The organism is Neglectibacter timonensis (assembly GCF_900048895.1).
Lineage (GTDB): Bacteria > Bacillota > Clostridia > Oscillospirales > Acutalibacteraceae > Acutalibacter > Acutalibacter timonensis.
On sequence record NZ_LT160640.1, the window covers coordinates 575,941 to 596,395 of the forward strand.

The 20,455-nt window shown below is 48.3% G+C and carries 22 protein-coding genes; 21 read left to right on the plus strand and 1 reads right to left on the minus strand.

Annotation, left to right across the window (positions count from 1 at the left end; translation table 11 throughout):
* The first annotated feature begins 123 nt into the window (after positions 1–123).
* The 3 genes from BN3911_RS11580 to BN3911_RS11590 all read left to right on the plus strand — a co-directional run bounded on the left by BN3911_RS11580 (position 124) and on the right by BN3911_RS11590 (position 5,277).
* On the plus strand, positions 124–1,689 hold the full coding sequence (locus BN3911_RS11580; protein ID WP_066865761.1) for a TerB N-terminal domain-containing protein: 1,566 nt from the start codon (positions 124–126) through the stop codon (positions 1,687–1,689).
* Positions 1,689–2,996 carry an ATP-binding protein gene (locus BN3911_RS11585; protein ID WP_066865764.1) on the plus strand — a complete coding sequence of 436 codons (1,308 nt, stop codon included), beginning with the start codon at positions 1,689–1,691 and terminating at the stop codon, positions 2,994–2,996. Before BN3911_RS11580 ends, BN3911_RS11585 begins: the two co-directional genes overlap by 1 nt.
* Positions 2,997–3,093: 97 nt before the next feature.
* Positions 3,094–5,277, plus strand: coding sequence for a DEAD/DEAH box helicase (locus BN3911_RS11590; protein WP_066865766.1), 2,184 nt, complete (start codon positions 3,094–3,096; stop codon positions 5,275–5,277).
* A gap of 88 nt (positions 5,278–5,365) precedes the next feature.
* On the opposite strand, the gene rpmB is transcribed toward BN3911_RS11590, so the two are convergent.
* Positions 5,366–5,554, minus strand: coding sequence for a 50S ribosomal protein L28 (gene rpmB, locus BN3911_RS16845; RefSeq protein WP_074039137.1), 189 nt, complete (start codon positions 5,552–5,554; stop codon positions 5,366–5,368).
* A 148-nt stretch (positions 5,555–5,702) separates the two neighbouring features.
* On the opposite strand from rpmB, the gene BN3911_RS11600 reads away from it, so the two are divergent.
* The 18 genes from BN3911_RS11600 (at position 5,703) to BN3911_RS11685 (ending at position 20,424) form a co-directional block, all read left to right on the plus strand.
* Positions 5,703–6,398, plus strand: coding sequence for a site-2 protease family protein (locus BN3911_RS11600; RefSeq protein WP_066865769.1), 696 nt, complete (start codon positions 5,703–5,705; stop codon positions 6,396–6,398).
* A 3-nt stretch (positions 6,399–6,401) separates the two neighbouring features.
* Positions 6,402–7,115: a segregation and condensation protein A gene (locus BN3911_RS11605; protein WP_066865771.1), complete on the plus strand. Its 714-nt coding sequence runs from the start codon at positions 6,402–6,404 to the stop codon at positions 7,113–7,115.
* 11 nt (positions 7,116–7,126) lie between these two features.
* Positions 7,127–7,672: an SMC-Scp complex subunit ScpB gene (scpB, locus tag BN3911_RS11610; protein WP_256191588.1), complete on the plus strand. Its 546-nt coding sequence runs from the start codon at positions 7,127–7,129 to the stop codon at positions 7,670–7,672.
* A gap of 14 nt (positions 7,673–7,686) precedes the next feature.
* On the plus strand, positions 7,687–8,289 hold the full coding sequence (locus tag BN3911_RS11615) for a DUF2953 domain-containing protein (protein WP_066865777.1): 603 nt from the start codon (positions 7,687–7,689) through the stop codon (positions 8,287–8,289).
* Between the two features lie 69 nt (positions 8,290–8,358).
* Complete coding sequence (ytfJ, locus tag BN3911_RS11620; RefSeq protein ID WP_066865780.1) at positions 8,359–8,778, plus strand: GerW family sporulation protein; 420 nt, start codon at positions 8,359–8,361, stop codon at positions 8,776–8,778.
* A 126-nt stretch (positions 8,779–8,904) separates the two neighbouring features.
* Positions 8,905–9,984, plus strand: coding sequence for a D-alanyl-D-alanine carboxypeptidase family protein (locus BN3911_RS11625; RefSeq protein ID WP_207644521.1), 1,080 nt, complete (start codon positions 8,905–8,907; stop codon positions 9,982–9,984).
* Between the two features lie 3 nt (positions 9,985–9,987).
* Positions 9,988–10,806, plus strand: coding sequence for a pseudouridine synthase (locus BN3911_RS11630; protein ID WP_066865786.1), 819 nt, complete (start codon positions 9,988–9,990; stop codon positions 10,804–10,806).
* The gene (locus BN3911_RS11635) at positions 10,787–11,116 is read left to right on the plus strand and encodes a hypothetical protein (RefSeq protein WP_147578588.1); all 330 of its coding nucleotides are present in this window, start codon (positions 10,787–10,789) and stop codon (positions 11,114–11,116) included. The genes BN3911_RS11630 and BN3911_RS11635 overlap by 20 nt, the downstream gene beginning before the upstream one ends.
* Before the next feature lie 149 nt (positions 11,117–11,265).
* A complete protein-coding gene (locus BN3911_RS11640) occupies positions 11,266–12,153 on the plus strand; it encodes a YicC/YloC family endoribonuclease (RefSeq protein ID WP_341441051.1) in 888 nt (295 codons plus the stop codon).
* Between the two features lie 15 nt (positions 12,154–12,168).
* A complete protein-coding gene (locus BN3911_RS11645; RefSeq protein ID WP_066865797.1) occupies positions 12,169–12,441 on the plus strand; it encodes a DUF370 domain-containing protein in 273 nt (90 codons plus the stop codon).
* Positions 12,428–13,042: a guanylate kinase gene (gmk, locus tag BN3911_RS11650; RefSeq protein ID WP_462392231.1), complete on the plus strand. Its 615-nt coding sequence runs from the start codon at positions 12,428–12,430 to the stop codon at positions 13,040–13,042. The genes BN3911_RS11645 and gmk overlap by 14 nt, the downstream gene beginning before the upstream one ends.
* On the plus strand, positions 13,035–13,241 hold the full coding sequence (locus BN3911_RS11655) for a DNA-directed RNA polymerase subunit omega (protein ID WP_066865803.1): 207 nt from the start codon (positions 13,035–13,037) through the stop codon (positions 13,239–13,241). The genes gmk and BN3911_RS11655 overlap by 8 nt, the downstream gene beginning before the upstream one ends.
* On the plus strand, positions 13,241–15,676 hold the full coding sequence (gene priA / locus BN3911_RS11660) for a replication restart helicase PriA (RefSeq protein WP_066865806.1): 2,436 nt from the start codon (positions 13,241–13,243) through the stop codon (positions 15,674–15,676). Before BN3911_RS11655 ends, priA begins: the two co-directional genes overlap by 1 nt.
* 51 nt (positions 15,677–15,727) lie before the next feature.
* Positions 15,728–16,213, plus strand: coding sequence for a peptide deformylase (def, locus tag BN3911_RS11665; RefSeq protein ID WP_066865810.1), 486 nt, complete (start codon positions 15,728–15,730; stop codon positions 16,211–16,213).
* 5 nt (positions 16,214–16,218) lie between these two features.
* Entirely contained in the window at positions 16,219–17,160 is a 942-nt protein-coding gene (gene fmt / locus BN3911_RS11670) for a methionyl-tRNA formyltransferase (protein WP_066865813.1), read from the plus strand.
* Positions 17,157–18,488: a 16S rRNA (cytosine(967)-C(5))-methyltransferase RsmB gene (rsmB, locus tag BN3911_RS11675; protein ID WP_066865817.1), complete on the plus strand. Its 1,332-nt coding sequence runs from the start codon at positions 17,157–17,159 to the stop codon at positions 18,486–18,488. The genes fmt and rsmB overlap by 4 nt, the downstream gene beginning before the upstream one ends.
* Positions 18,489–18,514: 26 nt before the next feature.
* Positions 18,515–19,558 (plus strand): dual-specificity RNA methyltransferase RlmN, encoded by a 1,044-nt coding sequence (gene rlmN, locus BN3911_RS11680; protein WP_066865819.1) that lies wholly within the window; start codon positions 18,515–18,517, stop codon positions 19,556–19,558.
* A gap of 113 nt (positions 19,559–19,671) precedes the next feature.
* A complete protein-coding gene (locus tag BN3911_RS11685; RefSeq protein ID WP_147578590.1) occupies positions 19,672–20,424 on the plus strand; it encodes a Stp1/IreP family PP2C-type Ser/Thr phosphatase in 753 nt (250 codons plus the stop codon).
* Positions 20,425–20,455 lie beyond the last annotated feature (31 nt).

Here is a 20,455-nt window from a genome sequence, read left to right on the forward strand (position 1 = left end):
CGCTGTGGTCTGTTTTTTTGCCATATAACTTGAAATAATAGTTGCGTTTTTTGAAAAGATAAGCTACTATAAACATATGTTCTATCTGACACAGAAGAAAAACTCTGGGAGAGGAGGAGCGGTATGCTCTGGAACTGGCAGAATGAAGATCGGGAAGATCCTTTTGCCGAAATTTATATGGAAAGCCGTTCTGAGGAAGCAGAACATCCGCCGGTCCCCCAAAAATTGGAGTATCCCGAACCGGAAGCCGAGGAAATTCGCGGCCTTTTTCTTAAAATGAGGCATTTGGGAGACCGGTACAGACGCTTTGATCAGTATTACAATACCAGCCAAGCTCTGGTTTTCTGTAAACAAGCGGAGTTTATGGTCAAGTTTGAAGATGATTATCCGGAAAATGCGGAATTCTCCATGTATTTTCCTGACTATCAACGGATGGGCTACCGACAGCTGAGGACCTATTTTACCTGGCGCAGTAAGGTCCGCCAGGGTCAGATAATGCGAACGTCCTTTTCCTATGTCTTTCTTTACCTTTATGAGCTAATCAATAATATCGGCGTAGAAAGTGGAGAAGACGGCCTGGAAAAGCTTTTGTATCTGTGGGAGGCATACCGTGTCTATGAGCCAAAGCTCGATAAATATGCAGCCGGGTGGGTAAAGGATTATTATATTGTCAACAGCCCGCCGTTTTCTTTTGACGATTTGATTCAGAAGTATCCAGTGCTGCAGGAATTCTATGCGCCTTCCCGGATGTCAGATTTTTATGACCAGTTTGCTTCTCTTTCTGCATACAAGCCCGAAAAGTCGAGCTTTTGCCAGACTTATAAAATGGAGCCCAAACTTCGTGACTGCTTCAATCATGTGATGGAAAGCCTTTCCCGGTGGCTGGAAGAAAACGGGATTCAACTGGAGGACATGTTTTATTACCGGCACAAGGGCAGTCCCTGGAAACCCTTTTCCAAAGCTCTTTACCTTCCTCTTGCCAGTGATCGGGAAAAGGTTAAAACTGTTCGGATTTCCGATACTGAGCTGTATTGGTGCAGAGATGGAAAATGGACCACTTCCGGAAAAAGAATTTGCAGGGCGAACAGCCGTCAGATCATCGAGTACATGATCAGGCGGATTGAGCAGTTTTACCGCAGAGTATCCCAGTATAAACGGAAACTTGCTGCGGATCGAAACAAAATCGAACTTTCGGCATGGATGAAACTTCCCGGCGGCGATAACAGCTTTTTTTCCCGAATTGATACGGCGATTCTGGATTATTATCGGGATTCTCAAAGAATATCCGTCACAGTGGATCCCCGCCGGTTAAACGAAATTCGGGCAAATGCATTGCTCATCCAGGAAAAACTGTTGTCCGGCATGGAAAATGAACCTGAAACGCCGCCCGCAAGGATGCAGGTCACCCCGGTACCTGTGCCGGAACTTGATTTGGACGGCAGCTGCTGGCAGCGCCTGATTCGCAGTTTGAATAAGACAGAACAAGAGGCCCTGAAATTGATTCTGAACGGCAGTGCAGGAAATGAACTGCTTTCTTTTGCCCAGAACGATGGAATTATGCCGGAAGTTCTTGTGGACAGTCTCAATGAAAAAGCGCTGGAGGCTGTGGGAGATAACATTATCGAGCTGTCTGACACCGTAAAGGTTTTTGAGGAGTATCAGGAAGAATTGGAAAGGGTGTTTTTTTAGTGAAACAGAACAATCCGCCCAAACGGATTACCAGTACCATTCTCAACGCCCTGAAAGGCGGTGTGGTACCCAGAGTTGGCTTGGAATATGTTGCCGTAGGGCGCGATAAGGAAATAGACGCGCTTCTGCATGATATCGGTATTATCGCTGACGGCGGCGCTTCTTTTCGATTTATCGTGGGAAAATATGGAAGCGGAAAGAGCTTTCTGCTGCAAACGATACGCAACTACGCCACTGACCGGAACTTTGTGGTGGTGGACGCAGACCTCTCTCCGGAGCGGCGTTTCGTCGGAACCAAAGGGCAGGGCCTTGCCACATACCGGGAATTGATCAAGAATATGTCCACCAAAACAAAACCGGACGGCGGCGCCTTGCCGCTGATTCTTGAACGTTGGATTTCCTCAATTAAAACGGCTGTTGCCAATGAAGAAGGGCCTGCGGCTGATGAACTGCTGTTCGATCGTCTGGTCGAACAGCGAATCCGCAGGGTGATCGGAGAGTTGGAGGGAATGGTGAATGGATTTGAGTTTTCCAAAGCCATTCTGCTCTATTATAAAGCCTACCGGCAGCTGGATGACCCATTGAAGTCCAAAGTCATTCAGTGGTTTCGGGGAGAATATCCTACGAAAACGGAGGCTAAGCGGGATTTGGACCTGAACTTTATTGTGAACGATGACAACTGGTATGATTTTTTAAAACTGTTCGCTTCCTTTTTAGTTGGCGCCGGCTACCATGGAATGCTGGTTATCATTGATGAACTTGTGAATCTCTACAAAATTCCGCAATCAATTACAAGGCAGAGTAATTATGAAAAAATTCTTACGATGTACAACGATGTCTTGCAAGGAAAAGCCAGCCATATCGGTTTTCTGCTGGGCGGAACGCCGCAGTGCATTGAGGATAAATACCGGGGCGTCTTCAGTTATGAAGCGCTCCGTTCCAGATTGTCGGAAGGGCGGTTTGCTACAGAATCGGTCAAAGACCTTTTGTCCCCCATCATCCGGCTGAGCATGTTGACCCATGATGAGATGTATGTACTGATCGAAAAGCTGATGCAGATGCACGGTCAGTTATTTGAGTACGAGCCTGAATTTTCTCAGGAGGAACTGCTTCGCTTTTTGGATGTGGAATATAATCGGGTAGGAGCCCAAAGCCACATCACGCCCCGGGAGATCATTCGTGATTTCATAGAGCTTCTGAACATTCTTCTTCAAAATCCCGGAGAGGATATGGAGCAAATTCTTTCCAACTTTGCTACGCCTGAACTGCCCGGGGAAGCCGACGGTTTTTTGGAATTTGAGATATAACGATTGAGTTATAGAGACGAGGGAGATATTTTGCTTTCCACAGGATGAATGACATCGGAGCTTTTGGGATTTTGAGTTCGGTAAGGGAGGAGAAAGCATGACAGACGTTTTCAGCCGTTTGGCGCCTTATATTCAGGACTATATCTATGCAAACCGCTGGACAGAACTGCGCGATATCCAGACAGCAGCTTGCCAGGTCATCTTTGAAACAGACGATAATCTCTTGCTTTCCTCAGGCACTGCTTCAGGAAAAACAGAGGCTGCGTTTCTACCTGTGTTGACAGAGCTTTACCGGAAGCCGTCCCGTTCTGTGGGCGTTTTGTACATCAGTCCGCTGAAGGCTTTGATCAACGATCAGTTTAAACGGCTGGATCAGCTGCTGCTGGAATCCGGTCTGCCGGTGTGTAAATGGCACGGAGATGCTTCTGCTGCAGAGAAAGAAAGGCTCTTAAAGCATCCGGATGGAATTTTACAAATCACGCCGGAATCACTTGAATCTCTGCTGATTCGCAAAAAGGGTTCCTGTTATGAGCTCTTTCGGGATCTGCGTTATATTATCATCGATGAAGTTCATTATTTTATGAGGGATGTGCGCGGTATCCAAGTGCTCTGTCTGCTGGAAAGACTCCAGCGGCTGACTGGAACGATTCCGCGGCGTATCGGCCTGTCTGCGACCCTAGGGGATTTGGAAGCAGCTAAGACCTGGCTGAATTGCGGAACGATCCGTACATGTTCTGCGCCGTCCGGAGAAGCAGGCAGGCAAAAGATTCGTCTGCTGGTACAGCGGTTCGAACGAAAAGGAACCGCTGACAACGGTGCTCTGGATCCCGGAGACCAGGAACATTTTGAATATCTGTATCGTATGACGTTGGATAAAAAGACCATCCTTTTCACCAACTCCCGAGAGGAGACCGAGTTCGTACTGGCCAATTTGAGACAGATTGCTCTGAAACACCGGACTCCTGACATATACCGGGTCCATCATGGAAATATCTCCGCAGTTTTGAGAGAACAAACGGAAGATGAAATGAAAACAGGGGAGGAGAAAATCGTCACCGGCGCTACGGTGACTCTGGAACTGGGAATTGATATCGGCTCTCTGGATCAGGTGGTACAGGTGGGAACTCCAGCTACGGTATCAAGCTTTGCACAGCGTCTGGGCCGCTGCGGCAGGAGGGGACAGGTTCCGCAGATCCTGTTCACCCTAATGGACGATGTGCACGCCGCAGCTACAGATACCCTGGGGCCCATCAACTGGGCCTTCCTGAGAATCATTGCCATCATCGAACTCTATACAAAACAGCGTTGGGTGGAACCCCTTGTTCCCAGCAAGTATCCTTATTCTCTGCTGTATCATCAGACTATGAGCACGCTGTTGTCCTCGGGAGAACTACCAGCTAAAAGGCTGGCGGAAAGCGTGCTGAATCTTCAGTGCTTTCGCTGGATATCTCAGGAGGACTACCTTTTGCTGCTTCGGCATCTGCTGGAAATCGGCCATCTACAGCGCATGGAGGACGGCGGTTTGATCATTGGCAGAGAAGGAGAAAAGGTAGTGAACGACTATCGGTTTCTCTCTGTTTTTCTGGTGCCGGAGTATTATTTGGTCAAGGATGAAAACCGGGCAATCGGCACGGTAGATAAAATTTATCCGCCGGAAACCAGGTTTTCCCTCGCAGGCAGAACCTGGGAAACTGTGGAAGTAAACGAAAAGTCAAAAGTGATTTTTGTAAAACCGGTTTCGGGAATCTCTACAGTGGACTGGAATGTAAATTTCACGGCTGATTTGCACACCGTGCTGGTACAAAAGCTGAGGAGTATTCTACTCAGCGACGACAGCTACCCTTATCTGAGCGATTCCTGCAGGGAGAGGCTGACGGAAATCCGCAATTTGGCCCGTAACTCCGGAATCCTTACAAAGCTTGTCACACAGCTATCAGAAAACAAGTATGCCGTTTTCCCCTGGATTGGGACACGGGAGTTGTTTACCCTGCATTTTCTGCTGCTGCAGCGGGGAATCAAAAGCAAAATACTTTGGCGGACTTGTGTGTATTTGGAAGTTACTTTCAGCGGGCACGTTAGGGATGCCGCCGAGCTGATTCAGGAGGCCATCCAAGATGTTCTTGCCGCTACAGAGAGCCTTTCGGAGCTGCCTTTGCCTGATAAGGTGCAGATAGAACACAAGTATAATGAATTTATTCCTCCGGTACTGCTCCGGAAAGAATTTGTAGAGGATTTTCTGGATCTGGACGGATTAAAAAAAGGCCTGATTCTGGAAAACTGAATACGGGGAACAGGATATACACAAAAAACAAAACCGTCAAGACTGAAAGTTCAGTCCTAACGGTTTTGTTCATTCGCCAAATGAATTCTTATATTGCTCTTGTCACCTTGCCGGAACGCAAGCAACGGGTGCAGGCGTACACGCGCTTCGGAGTACCATTGACGATTGCTTTCACACGCTTAATGTTCGGCTTCCAAGTTCTGTTGGAACGCCTGTGCGAGTGGGAAACTTTAATACCGAAGGAAACATCCTTACCGCAAATATCACATTTTGCCATATCTGCACCTCCTTAAATCGAGTAACTCTCAAATTTGCAACAATCAGAATTATAGCAGATGAAATCTTAAAAAGCAAGTTTTTTTTGAAAGGAATTGTCTTTTTCTTTCAGATGGTTTATAATCCTAATACAAAAGGAGTGTGAATGCATGCTGTTCAACGTGCTCAACACCCTCTTCCGAGGGGGACATGTCGATTTTCTCTCTGTTCTGGCACAGATAATTTCCATTGTATTTGTTATACTCTGTATCCTGCCGCTTCATGAATTCGCCCATGGCTGGGTGGCGTATAAGTTGGGGGACCCAACAGCTAAAATGGCGGGCCGTCTTACGTTTAATCCATTGGCCAGCGTGGAACCCATGGGAGCGTTAGCGCTTCTGCTCTTTGGTTTTGGCTGGGCGAAACCGGTTCCGGTAAACAGCAGTTATTTTAAGAAACCGAAGCGAGACATGGCCATTACCGCTTTGGCTGGCCCCGTTTCAAACTTATTAGCCGCTTTGGTAGGCGCTGTCATTTTGGTAACGGTCTCTGTGTTTCTCCCTTACAATTGGATCGTTTCGTTTCTTGTGAGTTTTCTCTCCTACTATGTAATCATCAATATTTCTCTTGCCGTTTTTAATCTTATCCCAATGCCGCCTCTGGATGGTTCCCGGATTTTAGGGGCATTCCTCAGTGACAGGGCGCTGCGCACTTTCTACAGGTATCAGAATGTATTTGTCATGCTTATGTTTGTCTTGTTGCTGACAGGAGCGCTATCCGGGCCGCTTGGAATTGTCCAAAATTTCTTTTATAGAATTATTATTACTATTGCCAAGTTGCCCTTTCAACTATTTGGTGCAATTTAAACGATGGAGAAACTGCAGTATCGATTGGAAGCCTTTGAGGGGCCGTTGGATCTTTTGCTATCTTTGATTTCTAAAAACAAAATTGATATCTATGACATCCCTATCGCTGAGCTGCTCCAGCAATATTTGGAGCAAATCGCCTTCATGCAGGAGGAGGATTTAGATATCGCCAGTGAGTTTCTGGAGATGGCGGCCCGCTTGGTACAGATCAAAAGCGTCTCTCTGCTTCCAAGATATGAGGAGGAAGAGGACCCAAGGCTGGAATTGACTGGGTTGTTGCTGGAATATCAGCAGTGCAAACAGGCTGCGGAAAAGCTGAAGGAAAAGGTATCCTTCGATGCGCAGCCCCATCCTCCAGCAGATATTCCGATAGATTATACCTACAGGCGTATTCATGAAACGAGGGAATTGCTTTCAGCGCTGCTTTCGGCCTGGGGTAGAGGAAAAAGCCTGCTGCCGCCCAGACCGGAGAGCTTTTCTGCCCTGGTAACCCGGAAAATAGTATCGGTTACCTCTCAGGTAGTCTACATTTTAAGAAGGCTTTGGAAACAGCAGAAGGTTTCCTATCATTCTCTATTTGAGGAAAAAAGGGAACGGTCCGAACGTGTAGCGGCTTTCCTGGCGGTTCTTGAGCTGGTCAAAAGCAAAAGAATCCGTGTAGAGGGTGAAGGAGACAGAAGTCAGGTGATTTTACGCAAGGGGGGAGAACGGCACTGAAATCCGAAGAATTGATCGGGAAAACAGAGGCAATTCTCTTTGCAAGCGGAGATCCTGTTGCGTTGGAGCGAATTGCTCAGGTGCTGGAAGTAAAGACTGCGGATATTGAGAATGCTGTAGAATGTCTGAAGGAGAAATATGGTGCCCCGAACAGTGGAATAAGAGTTTTACGTTTGGAAGGCAGCGCCCAAATGTGTACAAATCCGGCTTTTATTGAACCTGTGCGCGGCGTGTTAGACTTAAAACGAAATACACCGCTTTCTCAGGCAGCTCTGGAAGTTTTGGCCGTCATTGCCTACAACCAGCCAGTCACCAAAGCCTTTGTGGAGCAGGTACGCGGTGTGGATTGCTCCGGGGTGATCGGCAGCCTGGTTCAAAAAGGACTTTTAGAGGAGAGAGGCAGGCTGGAGCTTCCCGGACGGCCTCTGCTTTACGGAACCACAGAGAACTTCCTGCGTTGCTTTCAACTATCCTCGCTTTCCGAACTGCCTCCGCCTCCAGATGGGGCGTCTGAAAAGGAAGATGAGGAGTCAGTTGAAGAACAGCTGACTTTTTAGAAAGGCGGATTGCTGTGGTCGTTCTGTACGTCGTTTTGGGAGCGCTGCTTTTGCTTGTTCTGCTTCTGTTGATTCCAGTCCGGGTCCGTGTAGACTTCCAGGAAGAATTCCGGATTCAGTTGCGGTATCTCTTTCTGCGGTATACGCTCCTGCCCGCAGAGGAAAAACCGGAGGAAGCGACAGAGCAGCAGGAAGAAGAAGCGTCAAAAAATTCTTTTCCAACAAAATTGAAACAGATTTTGAAAAGGGAAGGCACCGCTGGTTTTCTCAAATCGCTTTTTGAATTTGTAAATCTGGTAAAGGATTCTTCTCAAAAATTTATTTCCCATGTTCATTTGAGTCAATTTGACCTATACTTATGTTTGGATGGTGCGGGAGATGCATCGGAAGCCGCCATCCAATACGGAGAGATTTCCGCTGCTGTTTATTCTGCCTGCGGTTTTTTGTTTGGCTGGAAGAAATGCAGGCGAAAAGCTGTATTAGTCGATCTTAACTACAAAGCGGAAAAGAGTAATGTACGGTTTACCTGCCGCCTGTCTGCCAGCCCGCTGTTTGCGCTCTGGGAGATACTCCATGTGCTGAAAGGCGGGCTGCCGTTTTTACGGAAATTTCGGTGAACAGTGCCGATGTTTGATATAGTTAACGAGGAAAGGGTTTTCGCTGCGGCGAAAATAAGGTGATTGTTTATGAGCGATAATCAGGTCAACAACCTTTTAGGGGTAACCATGGAAAAGATCAAGCAAATGGTGGATGTCAACACAGTGATTGGAGATCCTGTCACTACGCCAGATGGAACCACGGTGATCCCAATTTCCCGTGTCAGTTACGGATTTGCTTCGGGAGGCTCCGATCTTCCTTCCAAAGCGCAGCCGTCTTCCGGACTATTTGCGGGTGGCAGCGGAGCAGGTATCACCATCAATCCAATTGCCTTTCTGGCCATCCAAAACGGAAATGTACGGATTTTGCAGATTGAGCCTTATTTGAGTTCGGTCGACAGAGCTCTCGAAAAAGTTCCGGATGTGGTGGATAAACTCACGTCTCTTTTTGGAAAAGAGGAAAAAAAGCAAGATGACAATCGTTTGGAAAAACCCGCTGATCCGGTATGATTCTTGCTATCATAAGCGGCACGTCCGGGACATAATATTGTCCCGAGGCGGTGATGGAAGTTGTATGGTTGGTTACGTAAAGGCAGTTGTATCGGTCTCGTTCTTGTTTTAGTCTGTTCTCTTTCTTTGCCAGCTTTAGCTGGATCTTCACAGCCGGAAGGGATTTCTGCTGCGAGTGCGGTTCTTATCAGTGCCGACACCGGTTCCGTCCTCTATGAGAAGGAAGCGGAAAAGAAGCTTTCTATGGCCAGCACAACAAAGATTATGACGGCATTGCTGGCGTTGGAAGAGGCCGAAAAAGAGGGAGATCCCACGGTAACCGTCACAGAAGAGATGGTGGCGGTAGAGGGTTCTTCTATGGGGCTCAGGGCAGGTGACGAACTGCCGTTGACAGGGCTTGCGGCAGGGATGCTGCTGGCTTCCGGAAACGATGCTGCCAATGCGGTTGCGCTTTACCTGGATGGATCTCAGGAAGCCTTTGCTGAGCGAATGAATCGTCGTGCGTTGGAAATCGGCATGAGTAATACTCATTTTGTAACCCCCTCCGGTCTCGATGATGAAGCGCACTACTCCACAGCTTTTGATATGGCTCTGCTTGCCCGGGAAGCATTGAAAAACAGCAAGTTTCGTGAGCTTGCTTCCAGCGGTACTTATCAAATTGCGTTTGACAACCCGGAAAAAAAAGTACAGTATACAAACCACAACAAGCTCTTATGGCTGTATGAGGGCTGTATCGGCGTCAAGACCGGATTCACAAAAAAATCCGGCCGCTGTCTGGTGTCTGCGGCTGAACGGGACGGCGTGACCCTGATCGCTGTAACGCTCAACGCGCCTGACGATTGGAACGACCATGCTAAAATGCTGGATTATGGGTTCGCCTCTGTGGAAAGTGTTTCTTTCGACGAAAGTAATTTTTCTGTGCAGCTACCTCTGGTTGGAGGAGAAGGGGAAGAACTGCTGGTAAAGGGAACAACAGGAGGAAGCGTTTCCGTGCCTTCTGAAGATGCCGGCAGAATAACCCGCAAGGTGTTTTTGCCCGCGTTCCTCTATGCTCCGATCCAAAAGGGAGAAACCGTGGGTTCAGTGCAGTACTATCTAGAGAGTACGAAGCTGTTCAGCATCCCGTTAATTGCCGGGGAAAATGGAAAAATTCAAGAGAAAGAAGTAGGCGGAATACTGGAAAAATTATTCGGCCGGGGAAAATAAAACATGGCAGAAAAAAGTAGATTGCAAAAAATACTGGCGGCTAACGGCGTGTCTTCCCGCCGGAAAGCGGAAGAGATGATCGCTGCCGGCAGAGTAACTGTAAACGGCAGAAAAGCCGGGTTGGGCGACAGCGCCGATCCCGACCGCGATGTGATTGCCGTTGATGGTCAAAGGATTGTACGTTCCACCCAGAAGTATTATCTGGCCCTGCATAAGCCTCGTGGGTTCGTTACTACAATGAATGATGAGCGTGACAGAAAATGCGTTGCCCAGCTTGTCGAGGGGATAGGCGACCGTGTCTACCCGGTCGGCCGGCTGGATAAGGATTCTGAAGGCCTGCTTTTGATGACGAACGACGGCGATTTTGCAAATATGATATCTCATCCCAGACAGCATATTGCAAAAACCTATCGGGTTACGGTGAGGCCTGGCATTTCAGAAGAACAGCTGAACCGGATCAGCACAGGGATCCTGATTGAAGGAAAGATGACAGCTCCAGCGAAGGTTCGGGTTTTAGAGCAGCAGGGAGAACGTGTGGTGCTGGAAATTGTGCTCTATGAGGGCCGGAACAGGGAAATTCGCAAAATGTGCGAAGCACTCGGCCTGGAAGTGGCCAGGCTGAAGCGCACCGCCATCGGACCTGTACGGCTTGGAATGCTCAAGCAGGGCGCTTATCGGGAACTTAGCAAAGAGGAGATCCGCAGCCTGCTGGCGGAATCCCAAAAGAAGGGGAATGAAACAAAAAATGATCGAACTTCTTCCTATGGCAGACCGGGAAAAAGAACAGGAGCTTCTTTTCGAGGTGGAAAGCGCCGGAACTGAAGCCCGGGTGATCGCAATGTGTGATAAAGGAGAACTGCTGGGATATGCAGCAGTTGAAGTGCAAGGCGATGAATTGAAGCTGCTGAAACTTGCGGCGGAAAGCTACGATTTTTCCCAAAAACCCAATATGGAACAGACTTTTATCTTGGATTCTTTAATGCGCGCAGCCGCATCCTACGGAGAAAATTTTGGAGCGAACCAAATCGTTACAGATTTTCCGGATTTTTTCCAGTTCTTTAAACTTCGTGGGTTTCAGACGGATGACAGCCATGCATTTACCCCAATGAGCACGATAGTGAAGTATGAATAGGACCCGGGAACGGCCAAGCCGTCCCGGGTCATTTCTTAATGATGTATTAAAATCCTGGGGTTTTTTCCGTTTTAGGTTGCATTCAATTGTCCTCAATGGTAAAATAATTTACTGGCAAGCTTTTGCTAGTTTGTATATATGAGATGGGGATGAGTGCATTGCTCAGAAGTATGACAGGATATGGCCGCAATGAGAGCACCGTAGGCGGACACCACATAACCTTTGAAATAAAAGCAGTCAATCATAAATATTTTGAGTTTTCTTCCCGGGTTACCCGCGGGTATCTGTTTCTGGAAGAAAAACTCAAAAGTTATATTCAAAGCCAAATATCCCGTGGCAAAGTGGATGTATTTCTGCAAATTGAGACATTGGAAGAAAGTGACGTGCAGGTTCTGGTCAATCATTCTCTGGCTTCCGGCTATGTGACGGCGCTTAAGGGATTGAAGGAACACTATGTATTGCCTGACGAGGTTTCGCTTTCGCTCCTTTCGCGGTACTCTGATATTTTTTCGGTGCACAAAGCTCCGGAAAATGAAGAAGCCATCTGGGAAGCAGTCCGTCAGGTGGCTGAACCCGCCATTAGGTCGTTTATCCATATGAGGGAAATAGAAGGAGCCAGGCTTCGTGAGGACATTTTGACGAAAGCCTCAAAAATTATTTCCATCGTGGATCAGATAGAAACGATTACGCCGGAAACTGTGAACGACTACCGGGAACGGCTGCGGGCAAAAATTGAAGAATTCTTGGGAGACAACCGTTTTGATGAGCAGAGAGTGCTCACGGAAGTGGCCATATTTGCTGATAAGGTTGCTGTGGATGAGGAGACCGTGCGGCTCCGCAGCCATTTTAAACAGCTGGAGATACTTGTAGATTCCAATGAACCTGTAGGAAGGAAGATCGATTTTCTTGTCCAGGAAATGAACCGTGAGGCAAATACCATCGGTTCGAAATCGGTCAATTCCAAAATTGCTTATATGGTTGTGGATATCAAATCGGAAATTGAAAAAATTCGTGAACAGGTACAGAACATCGAATAAAAGGATGAATTAAGGATGAGACTGATCAATATTGGATTTGGCAATATGGTTTCCACAGACAAAGTAGTGGCAGTAGTCAGTCCGGAATCCGCTCCCATAAAGCGTATCGTGCAGGAGGCCAAGGAAAAAGGGACGTTGATTGACGCTACGTTTGGAAGACGGACTAAGGCTGTCATCATTACGGACTGCGACAGCGTGGTGCTTTCTGCAATTCTGCCCGAGACGGTTGCCGGCAGGTTTAATGAGAAGGAAGATAATGCTTCCGGAGAGGAGAATGGGGATGCCTGAAGGCTTATTAATTGTGATTTCCGCGCCGTCTGGCGGTGGAAAAGGGACGATACTCAAGGAGCTGTTCGCTCAAGATGCAAATCTCAGGCTATCCGTATCCGCTACAACGCGTCAGCCGAGGCCGGGAGAAGAAAATGGAAAACAGTATTATTTTATCAGTCACGAAGAGTTTCAGGATCTGATAAAGACAGGAAAAATGCTGGAATATACTGAATACTGCGGTAATTTTTACGGTACGCCAAAAGCTCCTGTGGAAGAGTGGACGCAAAAGGGTTTTGACGTCGTTTTAGAGATTGAAGTAGACGGCGGAGCCCAAATCAAAAAATTGATGCCTGACTGCGTCTCGGTTTTCATTTTACCACCGTCCATGAAGGTGTTGGAAAAAAGGCTGAGAAACCGCGGCACAGAGGATGAACCCACCATACTGCGCAGGCTGGAAACGGCGAGAATGGAAATTCCCTGCGCCAAGGATTACGATTATATTGTGTTTAACGATAAGCTTGAGGATGCTGTGGCAGACTTGCAGGCTATTCTCAAAGCGGAAAAAATGAAATACAGCAGAAATACAGACGTAACAGAAAGGGTGCTTTCAGATGCTTAAACCTTCAGCAAACATCATTAAAACTCCGCACAAAAGCTATTATTCCTTAGTTATTGCCGTGGCAAAACGTGCCAGAGAAATCGCGGAGGAGGCAGAAAACGAAGGCCGAATCTTGATGGACAAACCGGTTGATTTGGCTGTACAGGATTTTGTAAGCGACAAATTTATCATCACGGAACCGGACTCCTTTGAGGAATAATGGGACCTTTATTTGTTCAGGTCGCTGTGGAGAACACTGTCTATCATTTTGACAGACTTTTCACTTATGCGCTGCCCGCCGAGTTGGAACAGGTGGTGGTTCCCGGAATGCGTGTTATGGCGCCCTTTGGTACTGCAAACAAGGAACGCGTAGCTATGGTTTTTTCCATTGGCAGTACAGGGGCGCCGGGCGTTAAGCCTGTTTTGGCGGCGCTTGACAGGGAGGCAGTCGTATCGCCGGAAATGCTGGAATTGGCGCTTTGGATGCATGAACGGTACTACTGTACCATATTTGAGGCCGTACGTCTTATGATCCCTGCAGGGCTTCAATTCCGGTTGAAAGACAGTTATGTTCTGGAAGCTGGCTTTAAAAATTTCGACCGGGAGTGTTTTACAGAGATTCAGTGGCGTATCCTCCTGCAATTGCATACAGCTGGCCGTTCGGTTCCTTTTGAAAAGCTTTCAAAGGAGAATGGAATAACGGAAAGCTGTCCGGATTTTGCAGCTCTGCTGGAAAAAGGAATTGTATGTAAGGTCAACACAGCCTCCGGTAGGATTAAGGACGCCGTTTCAAAGATGGTGCGTCCTGTTTCTGGTTTTATGGGCAAGCTTACTCCGCGTCAAAAGGATGTTTACAATGTGCTCCTGGATGCAGGAGAAGCGTCTGAAAAGGAACTCTGCTATTTTACCGGCGCTTCATCGTCAGTGCTTAAGGCTTTGGTGGACAAGGGCGCTGCGGAGACCTTTGAATACGAAATCTACCGACGTCCCCATATTCAGGAGAGGAAGGAAAGCATACCTGAGTTTTCTCTTTCCGAAGAGCAGGAACGTGTTTTGAAAAGTCTTATTGCAGACTGCCGGACGGGCGGTTGTTCTTTGTTGTACGGCGTGACCGGCAGCGGGAAAACCTCCGTATTTCTCAAACTGATTCAATTCGTGCGCAGTCAGGGAAAAGCAGTGATTGCAATGGTCCCGGAAATCTCTCTGACGACGCAGACGATCCGGCAATTTCAGCAACTTTTTGGCGATGAGATCGCTGTTTTCCACAGCGGCCTCTCTTTGGGAGAAAGATTGGATGAATGGAAGCGGGTTCATCGCGGAGAGGCGCAAATTGTTGTAGGAACCCGGTCCGCCGTGTTTGCGCCCGTTCAAAATCTGGGGCTGATTGTAATTGATGAAGAACAAGAACATACTTATCAGTCAGAGTCCAGTCCCCGGTATGATGCGAGGGAAGTGGCGAGGTATCGCTGCTATAAGGCGAAAGCCCTCTGTTTGCTTTCTTCTGCGACGCCGTCTGTAGAATCCTGCCGGATGGCACAGGAGAAAAAGTACCGCTTTCATCAGCTGACAGCCCGTTTTGGAGAGGCACAAATCCCCAATGTTGAACTTATCGATATGAACGAAGAGACGCCCGACGGTACAGAGGGGGGAATCAGTTCTCCTCTTGCGCAGGCCCTACGCGGCAATTATGAAGCGGGGCATCAATCCATCATCCTGCTCAACCGCAGGGGATACCACACTTTCGCCTCTTGCAGAAGCTGTCATGAAGTAGTCACCTGCCCCAACTGCAGCATTTCCCTGACTTATCATTCTGCCAACAGGAGGTTGATGTGCCACTATTGCGGCTATTCTATTCCTTATACTTCCCGGTGCCCTTCCTGTGGCGGAGAGACACTTCGTTTTCGCGGATCTGGTACCCAGCAGGCGGAAGAGCAACTTCAGGAAATTCTTCCCCAGGCTAAGATACTCCGTGTAGATACGGATTCCGTTTCAGCCCGTCACTCCCTGGATCAAAAGCTGGAAAGTTTTGCTCAGGGAGAATATGACGTCATGGTTGGCACCCAGATGGTGGCTAAAGGGCTGGACTTTGAAAACGTCACGCTGGTTGGCGTTCTTTCTGCAGATCAAGCCTTGTACAGCGACGATTTCCGCAGCAATGAGAGAACTTTTGATCTTCTCACCCAGGTGGTTGGCAGGGCCGGCAGAGGCCGATATCCCGGCGCGGCTTTGATTCAAACCTACGCTCCTGAAAATCCGGTACTGGCGTTGGCGGCAGAACAGGACTATTTCAGTTTTTATCGGCGGGAGATAACCTACCGTCAAGCCCTGCTGTATCCGCCTTTTGTGGATCTCCTGGTAATTGGTTTCGTGGGAGGAAAGGAAGGCTTGGTAAAACAGGCTTCAGAGCAATTCTTGAGGATGCTTAGCGAACTTGCCCGAACTTCCTATTCACAGCTGCCGCTGCGGGTATTGCGTCCCTCTCCGGCTGCTGTAGCCAAAATGGGCGGAAAATACCGTTACAAACTGATTATTAAGTGCCGAAACTCTCCCACGTTTCGGGAGATGATGGCACAACTGCTTTGCAGCTTTGCAAAGCTGCGTGATTTCCGAGAGGTTACCGCTTATGCAGATTCGAATCCATACACAATCTTATAAGCTGTCGTTTGAAGAGTTCTGCTGATCTTTATTGTAGAAAGGACAATAATTATGGCGATTAGAAATATCGTACAGTTCGGTGATAATGTTTTGAATAAGGAATGCCGGCCCGTAGAAAAATTTGACGCTAAACTGGCCGAACTTCTGGAAGATATGAAAGAGACGCTGGCCGATGCCAACGGAGCGGGACTGGCTGCACCTCAAGTGGGGATTCTTCGTCAGGTTTGCGTTGTGGATGCCGGAGACGGCCCCATCGAATTGGTCAACCCTGAGATTATCGCTACAGAGGGTGAACAGAATGGGGCGGAAGGATGCCTTTCCTATCCTGGTGAATACGGTTTGGTGAAACGGCCTATGAAGGTTACGGTGCGCGCTCAGGACCGTCAGGGAAACTGGTTTGAAAGGACGGGCGAGGGGCTTTGCGCCAGAGCTTTCTGCCATGAGATCGACCATTTGCATGGCGTTCTTTTCACCGCTAAAGTGAGCAGAATGCTCACCCCGGAGGAATTGGAAACAGGAGAATACGAAGAGGACTGATGTCAATGCGTGTATTGTTTATGGGGACTCCGGATTTTGCCGTGCCTTCCCTGCAGGTTCTGCTGGATAACGGTTATGAGGTTTGCGCCGTATATACCCAGCCAGATAAACCCAAAGGGAGAGGACACCGTTTGCAGGCTCCGCCGGTGAAGGAATTGGCTCAGAAATATGGAATTCCCGTATTTCAGCCAAAAACGCTTCGAACAGGGGATGCGGTTTCCAATCTGGCGGCGCTGAGACCGGACGTCATTATTGTAGTTGCCTATGGAAAGATTCTGCCCCTCGAGGTTCTGGAGCTCCCGCGTTTGGGCTGTATCAACGTACATGGCTCTTTGCTCCCCAAATATCGTGGAGCTGCACCCATTCAATGGGCTGTGCTCAATGGAGAAAAGTGTTCCGGCGTCACTACCATGTTCATGGGAGAAGGCGTTGATACCGGGGATATTCTACTTCAGGAGCAGGTTCTGCTCGACGAAGAAGAAACAGCCGGCGAACTCTTTGACCGCCTGAAGGAGATAGGGGCGCAGCTTTTGCAGAAGACAATGAGGCGATTGGAAGAGGGAACTCTCATACGAATTCCACAGAAGGAAGAAGATGCCACCTTGGCGCCCATGCTCTCCAAGGATTTGGCCTGTCTTGACTGGAAACAGCCGGCGGAAAAATTGCACAATTTCATCCGTGGACTGAATCCATGGCCCAGCGCTTACGCAGTATTAGACGGTAAAAAGATGAAGTTGCATGCATCCAGAAGGATTCCCGGATGGGGTGGTGCTCCGGGAGAGCTTCGTAATATTCTAGGAGAACTGGCCGTCGCCTGCGGTGGGGAGGAAGCTCTTCTCTTGACCCAGCTTCAGCCGGAAAACAGCAAAAAAATGGACAGCAGGAGCTATCTGCTGGGGCATCCCCTTCACCAGGGGGCAAAATTTGAGGAATTAGGGAATTTATGAGGCATACGGCCAGAAATGCAGCGGTTCAAGCGCTGTTGCAGGTAGAAGAAAACGAGGGTTACTCAAACCTGGTTCTCGATAAAGTTCTGAAAGCTTTTCAATTGGAGCGCCGGGACAGCGCCTTGACGTCCATCCTTTTTTACGGGGTGCTGGAAAAGAAGATCACGCTGGACTTCTATCTGCAGCACTGTTTGAAAGCTCCGGAGAAAAAAATGAACGCAGCGGTGGAAATGACCCTGCGCTGCGCAGCCTATCAGATTTTGTTTTTGGACAAGCTTCCTGATTCGGCAGTGGTAAATGAAGCAGTGGAAACGGTGAAAGAGCTGGGAAAAACGTCCAGTGCCGGCTTTGTCAATGCTGTGCTCCGAACATTGCTTCGCAGGAAAAAGGAAATTATATTGCCCACGGGAAATGATCCCGTCAGCCTCAGCGTCCGCTATTCTGTTCCAGCCAGTCTGATCTCTTTCTGGCAGGAGGCTTATGGGGCCGAGGATACAGAAAGAATACTCAAGGCCTTTTTGGAAAGGGCGCCTCTCTACATCCGCAGCAATCCACTGAAAGCCTCCTTTCAGAAATTGCAGTCCAGTTTCTCCGATAGCGGTATTGACCTGAAACCCTGCGGTTTTCCAGAATGTGCAGGGATTCTTTCTGATTGCGGCGCTCCTCAGAGTCTGCCCCAATTTGAGCAGGGCCTCTTTCATGTGCAGGATATCTCAGCTCAGCTCATCTGTGAAATTCTGAACCCACAGCCGGGTGAAACAGTGTGTGATTGCTGTGCTGCTCCTGGCGGAAAAACTTTTACTGCCGCAGAGATGATGCAAAATAAAGGCAAGTTGATTGCGTTTGATCTCTACCGAGGGAGAGTAGGCTTGATTCGGGATGGAGCGCAGAGATTGGGTTTGGATATCGTAACGGCGCGGCGAAACGACGCGCTGCTGGGTTTTCCCGATCTGGAGCCTGTAGACAGAATGCTCTGTGACGTTCCCTGCTCCGGATACGGCGTAATCCGCAGAAAACCGGAAATTCGCTACAAAGATGTATCTTCCGTCTCGGAACTGCCAACGATACAATATGGTATTCTGCAAAATGCATCCAAGGTAGTGAAGTCAGGTGGAGTTCTGGTTTATTCTACTTGTACCTTGAATCCAGCGGAAAACAATCTGGTTGCAGAGCGTTTTTTAAAAGAAAACGACGGATTTATTCCGATGAAAATAGAACTGCCGGCTTCCATACAGCGCCGGAGCAAAGAGGCTGACCATATGTTTACCATGATGCCTTTTTCCGGCGCTTCCGATGGCTTCTTTGCCGCGGCTTTCCGAAAAAAGTAGCAGAAGTTTTACCAGGAGATATTATTTTGATTAAGGCAGACATCAAATCTCATACTCTAAGTGAATTGAATACCGAGTTTTCTGAGGCAGGGCTGCCGAAATACCGGGCAAAACAGGTTTTTCAATGGCTGCATCGGGGCGTCGGCAGCTTTTCGGAGATGACGGATCTTTCCAAAGAACTGCGTTATTCTCTTGAACAGAAATATGCCATTTATACTGCTGAAACCGAACTCAAACGGATTTCCAAAGACGGTACGATAAAGTATCTCTTCCGGCTTCATGACGGAGAACATGTGGAATCCGTTTTGATGAATTATCACCATGGAACTTCTGTTTGCATTTCTACCCAGGTTGGGTGTAAAATGAACTGTACTTTTTGTGCTACAGGGAAAAGTGGGTTTTCCCGCAATCTGGAAGCGTCGGAAATTTTGGCACAGGTGCAGGCTGCTTCCCGCGATATCGGAGAAAGGGTTTCCAATATTGTGCTGATGGGAATGGGAGAGCCTCTTGACAATTATGACAACGTGCTTCGTTTTTTAGAGCTGGTTTCTTCCCCAGATGGAATGAATATTGGCATGCGCCATATTTCTTTGTCCACCTGCGGCATTGTGGATAAAATTTATGATTTGGCAGACCGCAGGCTGCAGCTGACGCTTTCCGTATCCCTTCATGCTCCCAATGATGAAATCAGAAGCCGGACTATGCCGGTAAATAAAAAATGGGGAATCGATGAGCTTCTAAAGGCCTGCAAATACTACAGTGGCCGTACCGGCAGGCGGATTTCTTTTGAATACGCAATGATTCACGGCATCAATGACAGTGATAACTGCGCCCGGGAGTTGGCTGTACGGCTCAAGGGAATTTTAGCGCATGTCAATTTGATCCCGGTAAATGATGTCACAGGTACCGGTTATCGGAGAAGCGGGCTGGAGCGGCAGAAAAGATTCATCTCTATTTTAGGGGCTCAGGGAATCACTGCAACGGTTCGCCGTACATTAGGAGCCGATATTGAGGCTTCCTGCGGGCAATTAAAGCGAAAACACGATGAGGAGGGAATGTTTGGAGACTGAGTTCTTCAAACAGCAGTTTATTTTCAGACGGCAGAGGAAATCAGTTTTTGTGTATACTGGAAACGAAAGGGATTCTCTGCGTCAGGAAAGATAAGCCGCAGCCCGGAGAAAGGATGATGGTCATAATCATGAAAGCTGACTGCAGTACAGATATCGGTCCCGTACGCGCCTCTAATCAGGACACCTGCGAATGCGGCCTGTTTTCACCGAACAGCGCCTGGGGCATCGTATGTGACGGTATGGGGGGCGCGAACGGGGGAAATGTGGCCAGTGCGGTTGCAGTGGAAAAGATCCGGGAAATCATCATTTCCGAATTCAATGAAAATATGTCCAAAGAGAATATCCGGGCGATGATGCTCAACGCGGTCAACCGGGCGAACGATGCCGTCCATCAGCTTTCTCTTGAGAAGGAAGAGCTCTTCGGAATGGGTACTACCGTTGTGCTGATGATTGCCACAAAGGGATTGCTGCATGTGGTGCATGTGGGGGACAGCAGGGCTTATTTGCGCAATGAAGAAGGCTTTTGCCAATTGACCATGGATCATTCCTATGTGCAGGATTTGGTTAATTTAGGCCAAATTACGCAGATGGAGGCAAGAGTCCACCCGAAACGAAACATCATCACAAAAGTTCTTGGAGTTCATGAAGAAGTTCAGGGCGATTATTGTCAGGTGAATTTTTCACCGGGAGATATTGCCATAGCATGTTCCGACGGCTTGAGCAATTATATGGAAGATGATCTGATTGCGGAATATATCGACCGTTACCGCAGCAACGGCAGCCTGTTAGCCAGGCAGCTGATCCAATATGCTGCAGGCAACGGCGGGGCTGACAATATCACCGTTGCGGTCATTCGGAATGATTGATTCCACAAAAACTTCGGAAAGGTTTGGGTAA